Below are 13,777 nucleotides of genomic sequence, written 5' to 3' on the forward strand. Positions count from 1 at the left end.
GTTCAGGCGCTCCGGTCCGCGAACGGGCCGTCAGCGGTGAACGCCAGCCGTGCGAAGCGTTCGCCGATGCGCCGGTGGGCGGCGGCGTCCGGGTGGAGGTCGTCGGGCAGCGGCAGTTCGGTGTGGTCCCGCTCGCCGTAGAGCTCGCGGCCGTCCAGGTGGTACAGGTGCGGGTCGTCGGCCGCGCGCCGCGCGACGATCCGGGCCAGCTCGTCCCGGATGACGGTGAGGGTGAGCTTCCCGCTCGCGCGTTCCGCCGGATCGCCCATGGCCCGGAACCGCAGCCGTCCGGAGCCGAGCGAGCCGAGGTCCGGGGCGCTGGGGCCGGGCGTGTCCTCGTGGACGGGGCACAGGATCGGCGAGACGACCAGCAGCGGGGTGGCGGGGTGCCCTTCGCGGACGGTGTCGAGGAAGCCGTGGACCGCCGGGCCGAAGGCCCGCAGCCGCATCACGTCGGCGTTGACCACGTTGATGCCCAGCTTGACGCTGATCAGGTCGGCCGGGGTGTCCCGCAGGGCGCGCGCGGTGAACGGGTCGAGCAGCGCGCTGCCGGCCAGACCCAGGTTGACCAGTTCCACCCCGCCGCGGAAGGCGGCGAGCGCCGGCCAGGTGGACGTGGGGCCGGCGGCGTCCGAGCCGTGGCTGATGGAGCTGCCGTGGTGCAGCCAGATCCGGCGGCCCGGGTCGGGGGCGGGCTCGACGGGGGCGTCGGTACGCAGCGCGACGAGCTCGGTCGTCTCGTTGTGCGGCAGCCAGATCTCGACGGTCTTGTCGGTGGCCGGCAGGGCGGTGAAGCGGGCGGTGCCGGGCGGGCCGGACCGGTGCTCGCTGGTCCCCGCGGCCAGGTCGATGGTGAGGGTGTCGCCGCCGATCACGCTGGAGCGCCCCATCGGGCGGCCGTCCACGAGGAGTTCGTACACGCCGTCCGGACGGGGCGGGGCGCCCACGTAGACCCGCTTGGTGGGGCGGGTGTCCAGCTCGACGGCGGTGGCCCGGGTGCGGAAGACCAGCCGTACGCCGGAGGGCTGGGACTCGGCCATGGCCAGCTGCGGGTCGGCGCACTGGGCGCGGGCCCGGGCGGGCAGCCGGTGGGGGAGCAGGCCGTGTTCGGTGTGTTCCACGTCGAGGGCGCCGCGCAGGAGGTCCGCGGTGAGGGGCGTGCTGATCCAGGTCATGGTGGGGGCCAGTTCCGTAGCAGGGCGTCCAGGGCGTCCAGGATCCGTGTCCAGCTCTCCTGGCTCGCGGGGGCGCTGTGGCTGAATCCGCCGGCCAGTTCCAGGCTGACGTAGCCGTGGAAGACGCTGCCGAGCAGCCGGACCGCGTGGGTCTGGTCGGGCTCGGTCAGGTCGTAGCCGCGCAGGACGGCCCGCGTCATCCGCGCGTGTCGGGCACCGGCGCTCGCGGCCGCCGCCTGGGGGCCGAGCGGGAACTGGGCCGCCGCGTAACGGCCGGGGTGTTCGCGGGCGTAGTCGCGGTAGACGTCGGCCAGGGCGGTCAGCGCGTCCTTGCCGGCCCGCCCGGCGAGCGCGGCGGCGCCCCGGTCGGCGAGCTCCTCCAGGGCGAGCAGGGCGATCCGGGTCTTCAGGTCCTCGGAGTTGCGCACGTGCGAGTACAGGCTCGCGACCTTGACGTCGAACCGCCGAGCCAGCTCCGAGACGGTCACCAGCCCGAACCCGACCTCGTCGGCCAGCTCGGCCCCCGCCCGGGTCAGCCGCTCGGCGCTCAGGCCCGCGCGCACCATGGTGGTCCTCCTGTCCTCGCCGCCGGAAGCGATTGTGCAGCTTCCTAACAGCTTTAGGCAAAACACCGGAGGTTCAAGGGCCGTGGGGGTGAGCGCGGGGTCCGGTTCAGGCCACCTGGGTGAACTCCACCGTCACCTCCGGCAGGCCGCCCGCCACGCCCCGGTAGATGCCCTTGTGCGGGGTGACGTCGTCGTAGTCGCGGCCGCGGCCGACCACCACGTGGGACTCGTCGGCGCGGGTGCGGTTGGTGGGGTCGTAGCCGGACCAGTCGCCCGCCCAGTACTCCACCCAGGCATGGCTCTGCCCGGCGACCGGCCGGTGCAGCTCCGCCTCCCGCTCGGGGTGCAGATAGCCGGAGACGTACCGCGTCGGCAGCCCCAGCCCCCGCAGCAGGGCGAGGGTGACATGGGCGATGTCCTGGCAGACGCCCGCGCCCTGTTCCCACGCCTCCGCGGCGGAGGTGGTCACGCCGGTGGCGCCGGGCAGATAGGCGACCCGGTCGGCGACCAGGTCCGAGACGGCGGCGGCGGTCTCGTGCGGGTCCAGGCCGGCCGCCGCCTCCCTCGCCCGCTCCAGCAGTTCGGCGGGGAGCGTCGTACGGGGCGTGTTCCCCGCGAACTCCAGCAGCCGGGAGCGCGCGGTGCGCTCGGCCACCTCCGGCCAGGCCGGGGGCGGCGGCAGCGGGCCCGGGGGATGGGTCTCGACCAGGCTGGAGGCGGTGATGGTGAGGACGGCGTGCGGGTCCATCAGGTCGAAGCCGGTGACCTGGGTGCCCCAGTAGTCCCAGTACGACCAGGTGGTGGCCGCCGGGTCCACGGTGACCCGGGAATCGAGCGTGGTCTGGTGGGGCAGCGTCAGCGGGGTCATGCGGACCTCGTTGTGCGAGGAGACCGCGGCCTGGGCGTAGGAGACCCGGGTGACGTGCCGGATGCGGAGGCGACGAGCCATCTCAGGCTCCTTCCTGGGCCCACTCGACGGGGCCCCGGTAGGGGAAGAACTGCTCGGCCACTCCGTCGGCGGACGCCATGCAGGACTGCTGTAGGTCCCGCAGGAGCACGGGCAGCTGGTCCTCCATGGCCTGCGAGTCGAGATACTCCAGGCGGGTGCGGATGCGGCCGATCGGGCGGCGCGCGGGGTCCTGGCGAGGGCGGCCGAGGGCCGTCAGGCACTCCTCGGCGGTGGTCAGCGCGTGCAGCGCGGAGCGCGGGAAGTCCCGGTCCAGCAGCAGGAACTCGGCGACCCGCGGGGTGTCGCCGAAACCGCCGTACACCCGTGCGTACGCCTCGTCGGCGCCGGACGCGCTGAGCAGCGTCGGCCAGTCGGGCGCGTGCGCCGCGTCCAGCACCCGCACGGACAGCAGCCGTACGGTCATGTCCACCCGCTCCAGGCTCCGGCCCAGGACGACGAAGCGCCAGCTGTCGTCCCGGCTCATCGTCGAGTCGGCGAGCCCGAAGAACAGGGCCGCCCGGCGCCGTACCAGTTCGAGGTACGCGTACGGGCCGGTCCGGCGGACCGCGAGGCGCTGGTCGGCGAGGGCGTGCCAGGTGGAGTTGAGGCACTCCCACATCTCCGAGGAGATCGCCTCCCGGGCACTGCGCGCGTTCAGCCGGGCGGCGCCCAGCGCGCCCGCGATGGAGCAGGTGGACCGGGTGTCGAAGGCCAGCTGGTCCAGCACCTGCTGCATGTCGACGCGCTCCTCGCCCGCGTCGACGCCCAGGATCGCGTACAGCGACCGGCAGGCCACGTCCTCGTCGCGCCAGGGGTCCTCCAGCATGCGGTGCAGATAGGCGTCGAGGATGCGGCCGGTGGCGTCCGCCCGCTCGACGTACCGGCCGGTCCAGGTCAGGGACTCGGCTATCCGGGACAGGATCACGTCGTTCACTGCTGCTGCGCCCCTTCCTGTACGACGGCGGGGATGCCGTCGGGTCCGTGCTGGCGGGGGGCCACGTCGGGCAGCGGGCCGGCGCCGACCGGAGCGGGACGGGTCGCGGGTCCCTCGGCCAGTACCCAGGTGTCCTTGGAACCGCCGCCCTGGCTGGAGTTGACGATCAGGTTGCCCTCCTGGAGGGCGACCCGGGTCAGCCCGCCGGGCAGCACCCAGACGTCCTTGCCGTCGTTGACGGCGAAGGGCCGCAGATCTATGTGGCGCGGCGCCATGCGTTCCCCGGCCAGCGTGGGGGAGGTCGACAGGGCGACGGGCCGCTGGGCGATGAAGCCGCGGGGGTCGGCGCGGACCGCCGCCCGGGTGCGTTCGAGGGTCTCGCGGTCGGCCGTCGGCCCGATGACGATGCCCTGGCCGCCGGCCCCGTCGACCGGCTTGACGACGAGCTCGCCGATCTGGTCGAGGATCGCCTCCAACTGGCCGGGCTCGTCCGGCCGGAACGACTCCACATTGGGGAGAATCGGTTCCTCGGAGAGGTAGTAGCGGATCAGGTCCGGGACGTACGTGTAGAGCAGCTTGTCGTCCGCGATCCCGTTGCCGACGGCGTTGGCGAGGGTGACGTTTCCGGCCAGGGCGGCGCCCATGATGCCGGGGCAGCCGATCACCGAGTCCGGGCGGAAGTGCAGCGGATCGAGGAAGACGTCGTCGAGACGCCGGTATACGACATGGACGGGCACCTCGCCGCGGGTGGTCCGCATCCACACCCGGTTGCCCCGGCAGGCCAGGTCGTGCCCCTCGACCAGCTGCACGCCCATCAGCCGGGCCAGCAGCGCGTGTTCGAAGTAGGCGGCGTTGTTGGGTCCGGGGGTCAGCACGACCACCCGCGGATCCCGGGTGCCGTCGGGCGCGGCGGCGCGCAGGGCGGCGAGGAGGCGCTGGCAGTACCCGTCCACGGGGACGACGTGCTGTTCGGCGAAGAGGGAGGGGAAGATCCGGGTCATGGCCCGGCGGTTCTCGATCACGTACGAGACCCCGCTGGGCACCCGCACATTGTCCTCCAGGACCCGGAAGTCACCGGCCTCGTCCCGGACGAGGTCGATGCCGGCGACGTGGATGCGGACGCCGCCCGCGGGTTCGACCCCGTGGGCCGCGCGGTGGAAGTGGGGGGAGCGCAGCAGCAACCGCCAGGGCACCACACCGTCCTCGAAGGCGCGGGCGGGACCGTAGGCGTCGGCGAGGTAGGCCTCCAGAGCGCGGACCCGCTGGCTCACCCCGCGCTGGATCAGGTCCCATTCGAGGGCGTCCAGGATCCTCGGCACGAGGTCCAGCGGCCACGGCCGTTCCTCGCCCGCGAAGGCGTAGGTCACCCCCCGGTCGGTGAACGCCCGGGCCATCTGGTCCGCCCGGAAGCGCAGTTCGCTCGGTTCGATCGGTTGCAGCGCCGCCAGTACCGGCTCGTAGGCGGTCCTGACCTCGCCCGGCCGCTCAAACATCTCGTCCCACGCGTCGGCCAACGCGTACGCGTCAAATATGTCCGCCATGGCCCGACGTTAAGGGGGGTTGGTAACGCGGCGAATACTCAGGGATTTCCGGCAGCTCACGGGCGGAACCGGTCAGTCCGGGTGAGGTGCGTCCCCGGCCGGACGGGGCACTCGTACGGGTTGTGCCGCCTGGACGCCGGCAACCGGACACGCCGGGTTCCGCAGGGCGTCCGGCGGGTACCGGAGACCACCGTCAGCTTGCTGCAAGGAGCCACAGGGAGGCGGGGAAATAACGGGACGTACGACCGTTTTCCGGCGGCGGTGGCGCGGGGAGCCGTGTTGCGGTGCCGGTCCGGTCCGCGCATAGTGGCGCTGCAAAAGACGCTGAACCGGGGGTGGAACGGGGCGATGGCCGGGCACGGGACGGAGGAGCATCCCCACGGTGCCGACCGACTGTGCGAGGCCGGGGATCGCGTGTATTCCCGGGCCGTACGGCGCGGCCGGGTGCCCCGGGCGGACGCCGGACCGGTGCCCTGCCTGCTGGAACTGGCCCTGCTGCACCCCGACCCGGACGACATGGACTGGCTGGTGCCGACGGCCCCGCAGGAGGTCATGACCCGGTTGCTGCGCGGCCTGTACGACGAGGTCAGCGCGAGCCGGCGGCGGGTGGGCTCGGCGGTCGAGGCCTTCGAGTGGTACGCCGGTCTCGGCGGCCCGCGCCCCCCGGTGCCCCCCGCGGAGGGCAGCGCGATCCGGGTCCTGGACGGGCTGTCCCGCATCCAGGCCGCGATGGACGAGGCGACGGAGGCGTGCACGACGGAGGTCCTCACCGTGCAGCCCGGCGGCATCCGCCCCGAACACGAGCTGACCGAGGGCCTGCACCGGGCCCTGGCGCTACGCGGCCGGGGCGTGCGCATGCGCGACCTGTACACGCACGTGGCCCGGCACGGACAGGGGCTGATCAACTACCTGGAGCTGATGGGCGGCGCGGTCCAGGCGCGCACGCTGGACGAGGTGATCGAGCGCCTGATCCTCTTCGACCGCACGGTCGCCTTCATCCCGGCGAACGCGGACCGCACCCTCGCCCTGGAACTGCGCCACCCGGCCCTGGTCGACTACCTGGTCACGGTCTTCGAACGTCTCTGGCGCCTGGCGATCCCGCTGACCGCGCCCCTCCCCGACACCGGCATCGAGGGCATCTCGCACCGGGAGCAGTCCATCGCGGCCCTCCTCGCGGAGGGGCACCAGGACGCGGTGATCGCGGAACGGCTGGGGATAAGCGTCCGCACCTGCCGGGCCCACATCGCCCGGCTGTCGGAGACGCTGGGCGCGGCCAGCCGCACGCAACTGGGCGTCCGTATCGCCCAGGTCGGCCTGGACGGGCCGCCGCGGCCGGCGGACGGCGGGGAGGCGGTGGAGGCGGCCGGGGTGGTGGAGCCGACCGGCGGGGTCGATCGGAGCGGGCGGGCTGATCGGGTCGTCGGGGGAGACACGGAGGGCGTGCCCCGCCTGAGCCTCCCCGATCAGGGATCCCGGACCGCCCGGTGAGGCGGCCGAGCCGCGCCCGGCTCTCGCTGCCGAGGGTCACGGGCCCGGGGCACCGCGTCCTGCCATCGGTTCAGTGCTCCTGCTCCAGGATCCCCGACTGTGCGATGAGGTAACCGAGTTGAGCCCGGCTCCCGCTGCCCAGGGCGGTGGCCAGTTTGGCTATGTGGGCACGGCAGGTGCGCACGTTCATGCCCAGCCGGCGGGCGATGGCCTCGTCGACGTGGCCTTCCACCAGCAGCTTGGCGATGGCGTACTGGATGTCGGTGATGCCGTCGGAAGCGGCCTCGTACGGTGCGCTGGCGCTCATCGGGACGCTGCGGTCCCACAGGTACTCGAAGAACTTGATCAGGTGCCGGACCAGGCCGGGGTGCCGGAGTTCGAGGGCCACCTGCTGGTCGTCGCGGGCGGGGATGAAGGCGACCGTCTCGTCGCAGATGATCATCCGCTCCACCACCTCGTCGGTGGTGCGGTACTCGGCCTTGCCGTTGGAGAGCCGCGCGCCGTAGGCCAGCTTCTCCGGGTTGTAGCGCGCGGTGTGCTGGTACAGGGTGCGGATGCGCACACCACGTTCGATCAGCGGCCGGTCGCGTTCGAGGCCGCGCATGAGGGCCTGCTCGGAGACCCGCCCGCTCGGTTGCAGCGTCAGCACCTCGGTCTGGCACTGGGTCGTGGCGAGATTGAGCGCCGCGTTGATCCGGTCACCGCCCTCCAGCACGGTGAGCGAGTTGCTCGATGTGCCGGCCTGGCTGCTGAGTGCCATGAAAGGCTCGAAGGTGTCGGCGAGTTGCATCGACATCCGTCTGCGTTCGGTGATCTCGTGTTCCAGCGGATTGAGCCGCTGGGCGAGAGCCACCGCCGGAGGCACGGGCCGCAGCAGGTCCGGATCGTCGAGGTCCGGGTGGAGAAGGGCGAACTCCATCAGGCACGGAGCGTCCTGCGCGTCGGCCCGTGAGATGCGGCCGATCCGCAGAGCGGTGGCGTAAAGGCGACCGCCTTCCTCACACAACTCCGTCATCGCATGGGGATGTGTCCCTTTAGTGCGATTCGTTGGCAAATCTCCACCCCCCAGGGTCCTGAACATGCAGGAACATGATGCATCGATTCTGTGGCCATGACGTGCCCGAATGAGCCATCGTCGTACTCGACGGGGGAAAAGGGGACCTTCAAGTGAGGACGAAGCCGACTATGCGTAACAGAATGCTTCGCTCGGTGCTTGTCGCCGCCTTCTCCGCCGTCGTCGCCCTCGGTGCGCTGGGTGGCTTCTCCGACGTAGAGGAACGGGCGAGGGCGAACACCACGTGGCCGAACGTGGCGGTGAACTACGGGGCCGGCGCAGGCGGGGCCGCCGCTGCCGGCGGGGCCGGAGGCTGACGTGACCACCCCGCCGGACGACCGCTCCTTCCGCCGCGAGATGGCAACCGCCTACCGCTCCGGCTGGCACTTCATCGACCTGGCCACCGCGATCCCCCACGCCGGTGACTCACTGATGGTGACCGTGTTCGGAGAGCCGGTCGTCGTGACCCGGGACGAGGACGAGGACGTACGGGCGTACCGGTGCCTGCGCAAGCCCCGGGGAGCGCCCCAGCCCGTACGGTGTGCCATCCGGTACGGAATGATCTTTGTGAACCTGGACCAGCGCGACCATCGTCTGGCGGAGCCGGACGCACCGGTCGCGCGGACCATCTCAGCCACCCCCCGCAGTGCCTGACGCGATTCCCCCGTCGTAACAGATCGCTCAGGCACTTCCCCCCGCAGCGGCGTCACCGTGACCTGAACACGGTGACGCCGCTGCAGTTTTCGCCGGATATTTCGGGACCCGCCCGGCGGCCGACCATGGCCGGAAGTCGCCGGTGCGGCAGGTGTCCTTACCGACCGTCCGTGCGCTTTTCCGTGGCCGCCGTCCCCGTCGCCTTCCTGCCCGCCCGGGGTACCCGTGCCCGGGTTCATCCCTCCCGCTCTCCGCCTTGAGTGGAATAGACTCAAGTTTGTGTACGTTGTCTGAGTCAGCGCTGGGATGACGTGTGGGATGACGCAAGGAGGAGACGCGAACGTGGACGCCGAGCTGACCAACCGGAGCCGGGACGCGATCAACGCGGCCGGCAACCGGGCCCTGTCCGAGGGCCACCCGGACCTCACCCCCGCCCACCTGCTCCTCGCGCTGCTCCAGGGGCAGGAGAACGAGAACATCACCGACCTGCTCGCCGCGGTCGACGCCGACCAGGCCGCCGTACGCTCCGGCGTGGAACGGGTGCTGGCCGGCCTGCCCAGCGTGACCGGGTCCACCGTCGCGCCCCCGCAGCCCAACCGCGAGCTGCTCGCGGTGATCGCGGACGCGCAGGAACGCGCCCAGCAGCTCGGGGACGAGTACCTCTCCACCGAGCACCTGCTCATCGGCATCGCCGCGAAGGGCGGCGCCGCGGGCGACGTACTCTCCGGGCAGGGGGCCACGGCGAAGAAGCTGCTGGAGGCCTTCCAGAACGCGAGGGGAGGACGCCGCGTGACCACAGCCGACCCGGAGGGTCAGTACAAGGCCCTGGAGAAGTTCGGGACCGACTTCACCGCCGCCGCGCGGGAGGGCAAGCTCGATCCCGTCATCGGTCGCGACCAGGAGATCCGCCGGGTCGTGCAGGTGCTGTCCCGCCGGACCAAGAACAACCCCGTCCTCATCGGCGAGCCCGGTGTCGGCAAGACCGCCGTCGTCGAGGGGCTCGCGCAGCGGATCGTGAAGGGCGACGTGCCCGAGTCCCTGAAGAACAAGCGGCTGGTCGCGCTCGACCTGGGCGCGATGGTCGCCGGGGCGAAGTACCGCGGTGAGTTCGAGGAGCGGCTGAAGTCCGTCCTCGCGGAGATCAAGGGCTCCGACGGGCAGATCATCACCTTCATCGACGAGCTGCACACCGTCGTGGGCGCGGGCGCCGGCGGCGACTCGGCGATGGACGCCGGGAACATGCTCAAGCCCATGCTGGCCCGCGGCGAGCTGCGCATGGTCGGCGCGACGACCCTGGACGAGTACCGGGAGCGGATCGAGAAGGACCCCGCTCTGGAGCGGCGCTTCCAGCAGGTGCTGGTCGCCGAGCCGACCGTCGAGGACACCATCGCGATCCTGCGCGGTCTCAAGGGCCGCTACGAGGCCCACCACAAGGTCGTGATCGCGGACAGCGCGCTGGTCGCCGCGGCCACCCTCTCCGACCGTTACATCACCTCCCGCTTCCTGCCCGACAAGGCCATCGACCTGGTGGACGAGGCGGCCTCCCGCCTCCGGATGGAGATCGACTCCTCGCCCGTCGAGATCGACGAGCTCCAGCGTGGCGTCGACCGGCTGAAGATGGAGGAGCTGGCGCTGGTGAAGGAGACCGACCCGGCCTCCCGCGAGCGTCTGGAGCGGCTGCGCCGCGACCTCGCCGACAAGGAGGAGGAGCTGCGGGGCCTGACCGCCCGCTGGGAGAAGGAGAAGCAGTCCCTCAACCGGGTCGGTGAACTGAAGGAGAAGCTCGACGAGTTGCGCGGCCAGGCCGAACGGGCGCAGCGCGACGGCGACTTCGACACCGCCTCCAAGCTGCTGTACGGCGAGATCCCCGCCCTGGAAAGGGACTTGGAGGCCGCCTCGCAGGCCGAGGAGCAGGCCGCCAAGGACACCATGGTCAAGGAGGAGGTCGGCGCCGACGACATCGCCGACACCGTCGCCGCCTGGACCGGCATCCCCGCGGGCCGCCTCCTGGAGGGCGAGACGCAGAAACTGCTGCGCATGGAGGACGAGCTGGGCCGTCGCCTGATCGGCCAGCAGGAGGCCGTGCGGGCGGTGTCCGACGCGGTGCGGCGCACCCGCGCCGGCATCTCCGACCCCGACCGTCCCACCGGCTCCTTCCTCTTCCTCGGCCCGACGGGCGTCGGCAAGACCGAACTCGCCAAGGCACTCGCCGACTTCCTCTTCGACGACGAGCGGGCCATGATCCGCATCGACATGTCGGAGTACGGCGAGAAGCACAGCGTGGCCCGCCTGGTCGGCGCTCCGCCCGGCTACATCGGCTACGAGGAGGGCGGCCAGCTGACGGAGGCGGTGCGCCGGCGCCCGTACAGCGTGGTACTGCTCGACGAGGTGGAGAAGGCGCACCCGGAGGTCTTCGACATCCTGCTCCAGGTACTGGACGACGGCCGGCTGACCGACGGCCAGGGCCGCACGGTCGACTTCCGCAACACCATCCTGGTGCTGACGTCCAACCTGGGCAGCCAGTTCCTGGTCGACCCGATCACCAGTGAGGCGGAGAAGAAGGAGCAGGTGCTGGAGGTGGTCCGTGCCTCCTTCAAGCCGGAGTTCCTCAACCGGCTCGACGACCTGGTCGTCTTCTCGGCCCTGACGAAGGAGGAGCTGAGCCGGATCGCGCGCCTCCAGATCGAGCGGCTCGCCAAGCGCCTCGCCGAGCGCCGCCTTACCCTGGAGGTCTCCGAGGAGGCCCTGGAGTGGCTCGCGGTCGAGGGACTCGATCCGGCCTACGGGGCCCGCCCCCTGCGCCGGCTCGTCCAGACCGCGATCGGCGACCGCCTCGCCAAGGAGATCCTTTCCGGCGAGGTCAAGGACGGCGACACGGTCCGGGTGGACGCGTTCGGGGACGGGCTGATCGTGGGACCCGCCACGGGGAAGACGCTGTAAGGGGCCTGTTCCGGGCCTCTCGGACCGTCGGGCTTGCCACCCCCCTCCCCGCATGGGGGAGGATGGCGGGATCCGTACGAAGGGAAAATCACGGTGACCATCGACCCGTCCTCGATTCCGAACTTCGGGGGCCAGCCCGAGCCGCAGCCGCAAGGACCGGCGGGCCCCGTCGTCCCGGATCAGGACCTTGTGAAGCAGCTCCTCGACCAGATGGAGCTCAAGTACGTCGTCGACGACGAGGGAGACCTCGCGGCGCCGTGGGAGCAGTTCCGTACGTACTTCATGTTCCGCGGCGAAGGGGACCAGCAGGTCTTCTCCGTGCGGACGTTCTACGACCGCCCCCACCCGATCGACGAGAAGCCGCAGCTGCTGGAGTCCATCGACGACTGGAACCGGCGCACCCTGTGGCCCAAGGTCTACAGCCACACCCATGACGACGGCACGGTCCGCCTCATCGGCGAGGCGCAGATGCTCATCGGCACCGGGGTGAGCCTGGAGCACTTCGTCTCCTCCACGGTCAGCTGGGTGCGGGCCGCGATCGAGTTCGACAAGTGGCTCGTGGAGCAGCTCGGCCTGGAGCAGGAGGTCAACGAGGCCGAGAAGCCCGAGGACGACGAGTAGTCCCCTGGGCCACGCGGTACCACGGCGGCGCGCCGGCGATCACGACCAGGTCGCGCCGCAGGCGAACCAGAGCCCGGCCAGGGCACCGGCCACCACGGCCGCGTGCCGGGCCGGGCTCTCGCTGTTCGTCGCGGACATATGCGTACAGCTGGACGGCCGGGAGGGCGCGGCACCTTCCACAGCCTGTGGAAACTCTGCGGGTGACTGCGGGTGACTGCGGGTGACTGCGGGTGACTGCGGGTGACTCCGGCGACTGCGCTGACTGAGTGACTGCGGCCACTGCGGCCACTGCGGACGTCAGGAGGGCGGGGCGACTGCGGGGCGCCACCGTCCCCGAGGCGGCCGCCCTGGACGGCGTCCGTGTTCCGGGCTCACCGGGCCCTCGTCCAGCGGCGCGGGAGCGCGGTCACGGTCGGCGTCGCGGTGTGCATCCGCTCGCTGCCCACCGGCGCCCCCGGCACCCTCACCGCCCCGGGCGCGCACGTGACCGAGACATGACTCCCGGGCCGTGGGACGGGGCGGTCCGGCGGCCTGCGCGGTACGACGCGACCGCGTCGAGCGCACCTGGCCGTGACGGGAGCTGTGCGTTCAGGACGCCAGGCGCCGCAGGCGGGTCGTGGCCTCCGTGAGGATCTCGTCCTTCTTGCAGAAGGTGAAGCGGACCTGGCTGCGGCCGGCGTTCGGGTCGTCGTAGAAGACCGAGTTGGGGACGGCGACGACGCCGCAGCGTTCGGGAAGGGCTCGGCAGAAGGCGTAGGCGTCCTTCTCGCCGAAGGGCGTGATGTCGGTGGTGATGAAGTACGTGCCCTGGGGCTGGTAGACCTCGAAGCCGGCCGCGCGCAGGCCGTCGCCGAGCAGGTCGCGCTTGCGGCGGAGGGTGGTACGGAAGTCGTCGAAGTACGAGTCCGGCAGCCGCAGCGCCTCGGCGATCGCGTACTGGAACGGGCCCGACGCCACGTACGTCAGGAACTGCTTGGCCGCGCGGACGGCCGTCACCAGCGCCGGAGCCGCCGTGATCCAGCCGACCTTCCAGCCGGTGAACGAGAACGTCTTGCCGGCCGAGCCGATCGACACCGTCCGCTCGCGCATCCCCGGGAAGGTGGCCGGCGGCAGGTGCTCGGCCGCGTCGAACACCAGGTGCTCGTACACCTCGTCGGTGACCACCAGCAGGTCCCGCTCCACGGCGAGTTCGGCGATCGCGGTCAGCTCCGCGCGGGTGAGGACGGTGCCCGTGGGATTGTGCGGGGTGTTGATCAGCAGCAGGCGGGTCCGGTCGGTGACGGCCGCCCGCAGCTCGTCGAGGTCGAGCCGGAACGAGCCCTCGTGCGGGCGCAGCGTGACCGGTACGCGGGTGCCGCCCGCCATCGCGATGCAGGCCGCGTAGGAGTCGTAGTACGGCTCCAGGGCGACGACCTCGTCACCGGGCTCCAGCAGCGCGAGCAGCGCGGCGGCGATGGCCTCCGTGGCGCCGGCGGTGACCAGCACCTCGGTGTCCGGGTCGTACGAGAGGCCATAGCGCCGCTCCTGGTGGGCGGCGATGGCGGCGCGCAGCTCGGGGACGCCCGGCCCCGGCGGGTACTGGTTGCCGCGCCCGTCGCGCAGCGCCCGTACGGCCGCCTCCCTGATCTCCTCGGGCCCGTCCGTGTCGGGGAAGCCCTGGCCGAGGTTGATCGACCCGGTCCGCAGGGCCAGGGCGGACATCTCGGCGAAGATGGTCGTCCCGAACTCGGCGAGCCGGCGGTTGAGGAGCGGGCGTGCGCTGGAAGTCATGCCGGTCATCCTGCGCCCAAGCTCTGGAGTTCCTCAACTCTGCTTTGGGCGGTGGGACGGGAGGGCATCTCCCCGGCACGCACCC

The 13,777-nt window shown here is 71.8% G+C and carries 12 protein-coding genes; 5 read left to right on the forward strand and 7 right to left on the reverse strand.

Going from position 1 to position 13,777, the window contains the following annotated elements; genetic code table 11:
- Nucleotides 1-2: 2 nt before the first annotated feature.
- The 5 genes from QQS16_RS22545 to QQS16_RS22565 form a co-directional block, all read right to left on the reverse strand.
- Entirely contained in the window at nt 3-1,175 is a 1,173-nt protein-coding gene (locus QQS16_RS22545) for a GDSL-type esterase/lipase family protein (RefSeq protein ID WP_286063643.1), read from the reverse strand.
- Nucleotides 1,172-1,741 (reverse strand): TetR/AcrR family transcriptional regulator, encoded by a 570-nt coding sequence (locus tag QQS16_RS22550; RefSeq protein WP_286063644.1) that lies wholly within the window; start codon nt 1,739-1,741, stop codon nt 1,172-1,174. Before QQS16_RS22550 ends, QQS16_RS22545 begins: the two co-directional genes overlap by 4 nt.
- A gap of 106 nt (nt 1,742-1,847) precedes the next feature.
- Entirely contained in the window at nt 1,848-2,690 is an 843-nt protein-coding gene (locus QQS16_RS22555; protein ID WP_286063645.1) for a transglutaminase family protein, read from the reverse strand.
- 1 nt (nt 2,691) lies between these two features.
- Entirely contained in the window at nt 2,692-3,624 is a 933-nt protein-coding gene (locus tag QQS16_RS22560) for an alpha-E domain-containing protein (protein ID WP_286063646.1), read from the reverse strand.
- Nucleotides 3,621-5,165, reverse strand: a complete 1,545-nt coding sequence (locus tag QQS16_RS22565) for a circularly permuted type 2 ATP-grasp protein (protein ID WP_286063647.1) — start codon at nt 5,163-5,165, stop codon at nt 3,621-3,623. The genes QQS16_RS22560 and QQS16_RS22565 overlap by 4 nt, the downstream gene beginning before the upstream one ends.
- A gap of 348 nt (nt 5,166-5,513) precedes the next feature.
- Between QQS16_RS22565 and QQS16_RS22570 the strand changes: the two genes are divergently transcribed.
- Nucleotides 5,514-6,653 (forward strand): helix-turn-helix transcriptional regulator, encoded by a 1,140-nt coding sequence (locus QQS16_RS22570; protein ID WP_286063648.1) that lies wholly within the window; start codon nt 5,514-5,516, stop codon nt 6,651-6,653.
- A 70-nt stretch (nt 6,654-6,723) separates the two neighbouring features.
- Here the strand turns inward: QQS16_RS22570 and QQS16_RS22575 are convergent, their stop codons facing one another.
- On the reverse strand, nt 6,724-7,668 hold the full coding sequence (locus tag QQS16_RS22575) for a helix-turn-helix domain-containing protein (RefSeq protein WP_286063649.1): 945 nt from the start codon (nt 7,666-7,668) through the stop codon (nt 6,724-6,726).
- A gap of 396 nt (nt 7,669-8,064) precedes the next feature.
- On the opposite strand from QQS16_RS22575, the gene QQS16_RS22580 reads away from it, so the two are divergent.
- The 4 genes from QQS16_RS22580 (at nt 8,065) to QQS16_RS22595 (ending at nt 12,420) form a co-directional block, all read left to right on the forward strand.
- Nucleotides 8,065-8,361, forward strand: coding sequence for a Rieske (2Fe-2S) protein (locus QQS16_RS22580; protein ID WP_286066416.1), 297 nt, complete (start codon nt 8,065-8,067; stop codon nt 8,359-8,361).
- Between the two features lie 342 nt (nt 8,362-8,703).
- Nucleotides 8,704-11,301 carry an ATP-dependent chaperone ClpB gene (gene clpB / locus QQS16_RS22585; protein ID WP_286066417.1) on the forward strand — a complete coding sequence of 866 codons (2,598 nt, stop codon included), beginning with the start codon at nt 8,704-8,706 and terminating at the stop codon, nt 11,299-11,301.
- 93 nt (nt 11,302-11,394) lie between these two features.
- Entirely contained in the window at nt 11,395-11,922 is a 528-nt protein-coding gene (locus QQS16_RS22590; RefSeq protein ID WP_286063650.1) for a type III secretion system chaperone family protein, read from the forward strand.
- A gap of 360 nt (nt 11,923-12,282) precedes the next feature.
- A complete protein-coding gene (locus QQS16_RS22595) occupies nt 12,283-12,420 on the forward strand; it encodes a hypothetical protein (RefSeq protein WP_286066578.1) in 138 nt (45 codons plus the stop codon).
- A gap of 90 nt (nt 12,421-12,510) precedes the next feature.
- On the opposite strand, the gene QQS16_RS22600 is transcribed toward QQS16_RS22595, so the two are convergent.
- Nucleotides 12,511-13,701: a pyridoxal phosphate-dependent aminotransferase gene (locus QQS16_RS22600; RefSeq protein WP_286063651.1), complete on the reverse strand. Its 1,191-nt coding sequence runs from the start codon at nt 13,699-13,701 to the stop codon at nt 12,511-12,513.
- Nucleotides 13,702-13,777: the final 76 nt, after the last annotated feature.

The organism is Streptomyces sp. ALI-76-A (assembly GCF_030287445.1).
Taxonomy (GTDB): domain Bacteria; phylum Actinomycetota; class Actinomycetes; order Streptomycetales; family Streptomycetaceae; genus Streptomyces.

Coding starts and splice junctions, on each gene's coding strand:
- QQS16_RS22545 (WP_286063643.1), bottom strand. CDS start 1,175: ATGACCTGGATCAGCACGCCCCTCACCGCGGACCTCCTGCGCGGCGCC.
- QQS16_RS22550 (WP_286063644.1), bottom strand. CDS start 1,741: ATGGTGCGCGCGGGCCTGAGCGCCGAGCGGCTGACCCGGGCGGGGGCC.
- QQS16_RS22555 (WP_286063645.1), bottom strand. CDS start 2,690: ATGGCTCGTCGCCTCCGCATCCGGCACGTCACCCGGGTCTCCTACGCC.
- QQS16_RS22565 (WP_286063647.1), bottom strand. CDS start 5,165: ATGGCGGACATATTTGACGCGTACGCGTTGGCCGACGCGTGGGACGAG.
- QQS16_RS22570 (WP_286063648.1), top strand. CDS start 5,514: ATGGCCGGGCACGGGACGGAGGAGCATCCCCACGGTGCCGACCGACTG.
- QQS16_RS22575 (WP_286063649.1), bottom strand. CDS start 7,668: ATGACGGAGTTGTGTGAGGAAGGCGGTCGCCTTTACGCCACCGCTCTG.
- QQS16_RS22580 (WP_286066416.1), top strand. CDS start 8,065: ATGGCAACCGCCTACCGCTCCGGCTGGCACTTCATCGACCTGGCCACC.
- QQS16_RS22600 (WP_286063651.1), bottom strand. CDS start 13,701: ATGACCGGCATGACTTCCAGCGCACGCCCGCTCCTCAACCGCCGGCTC.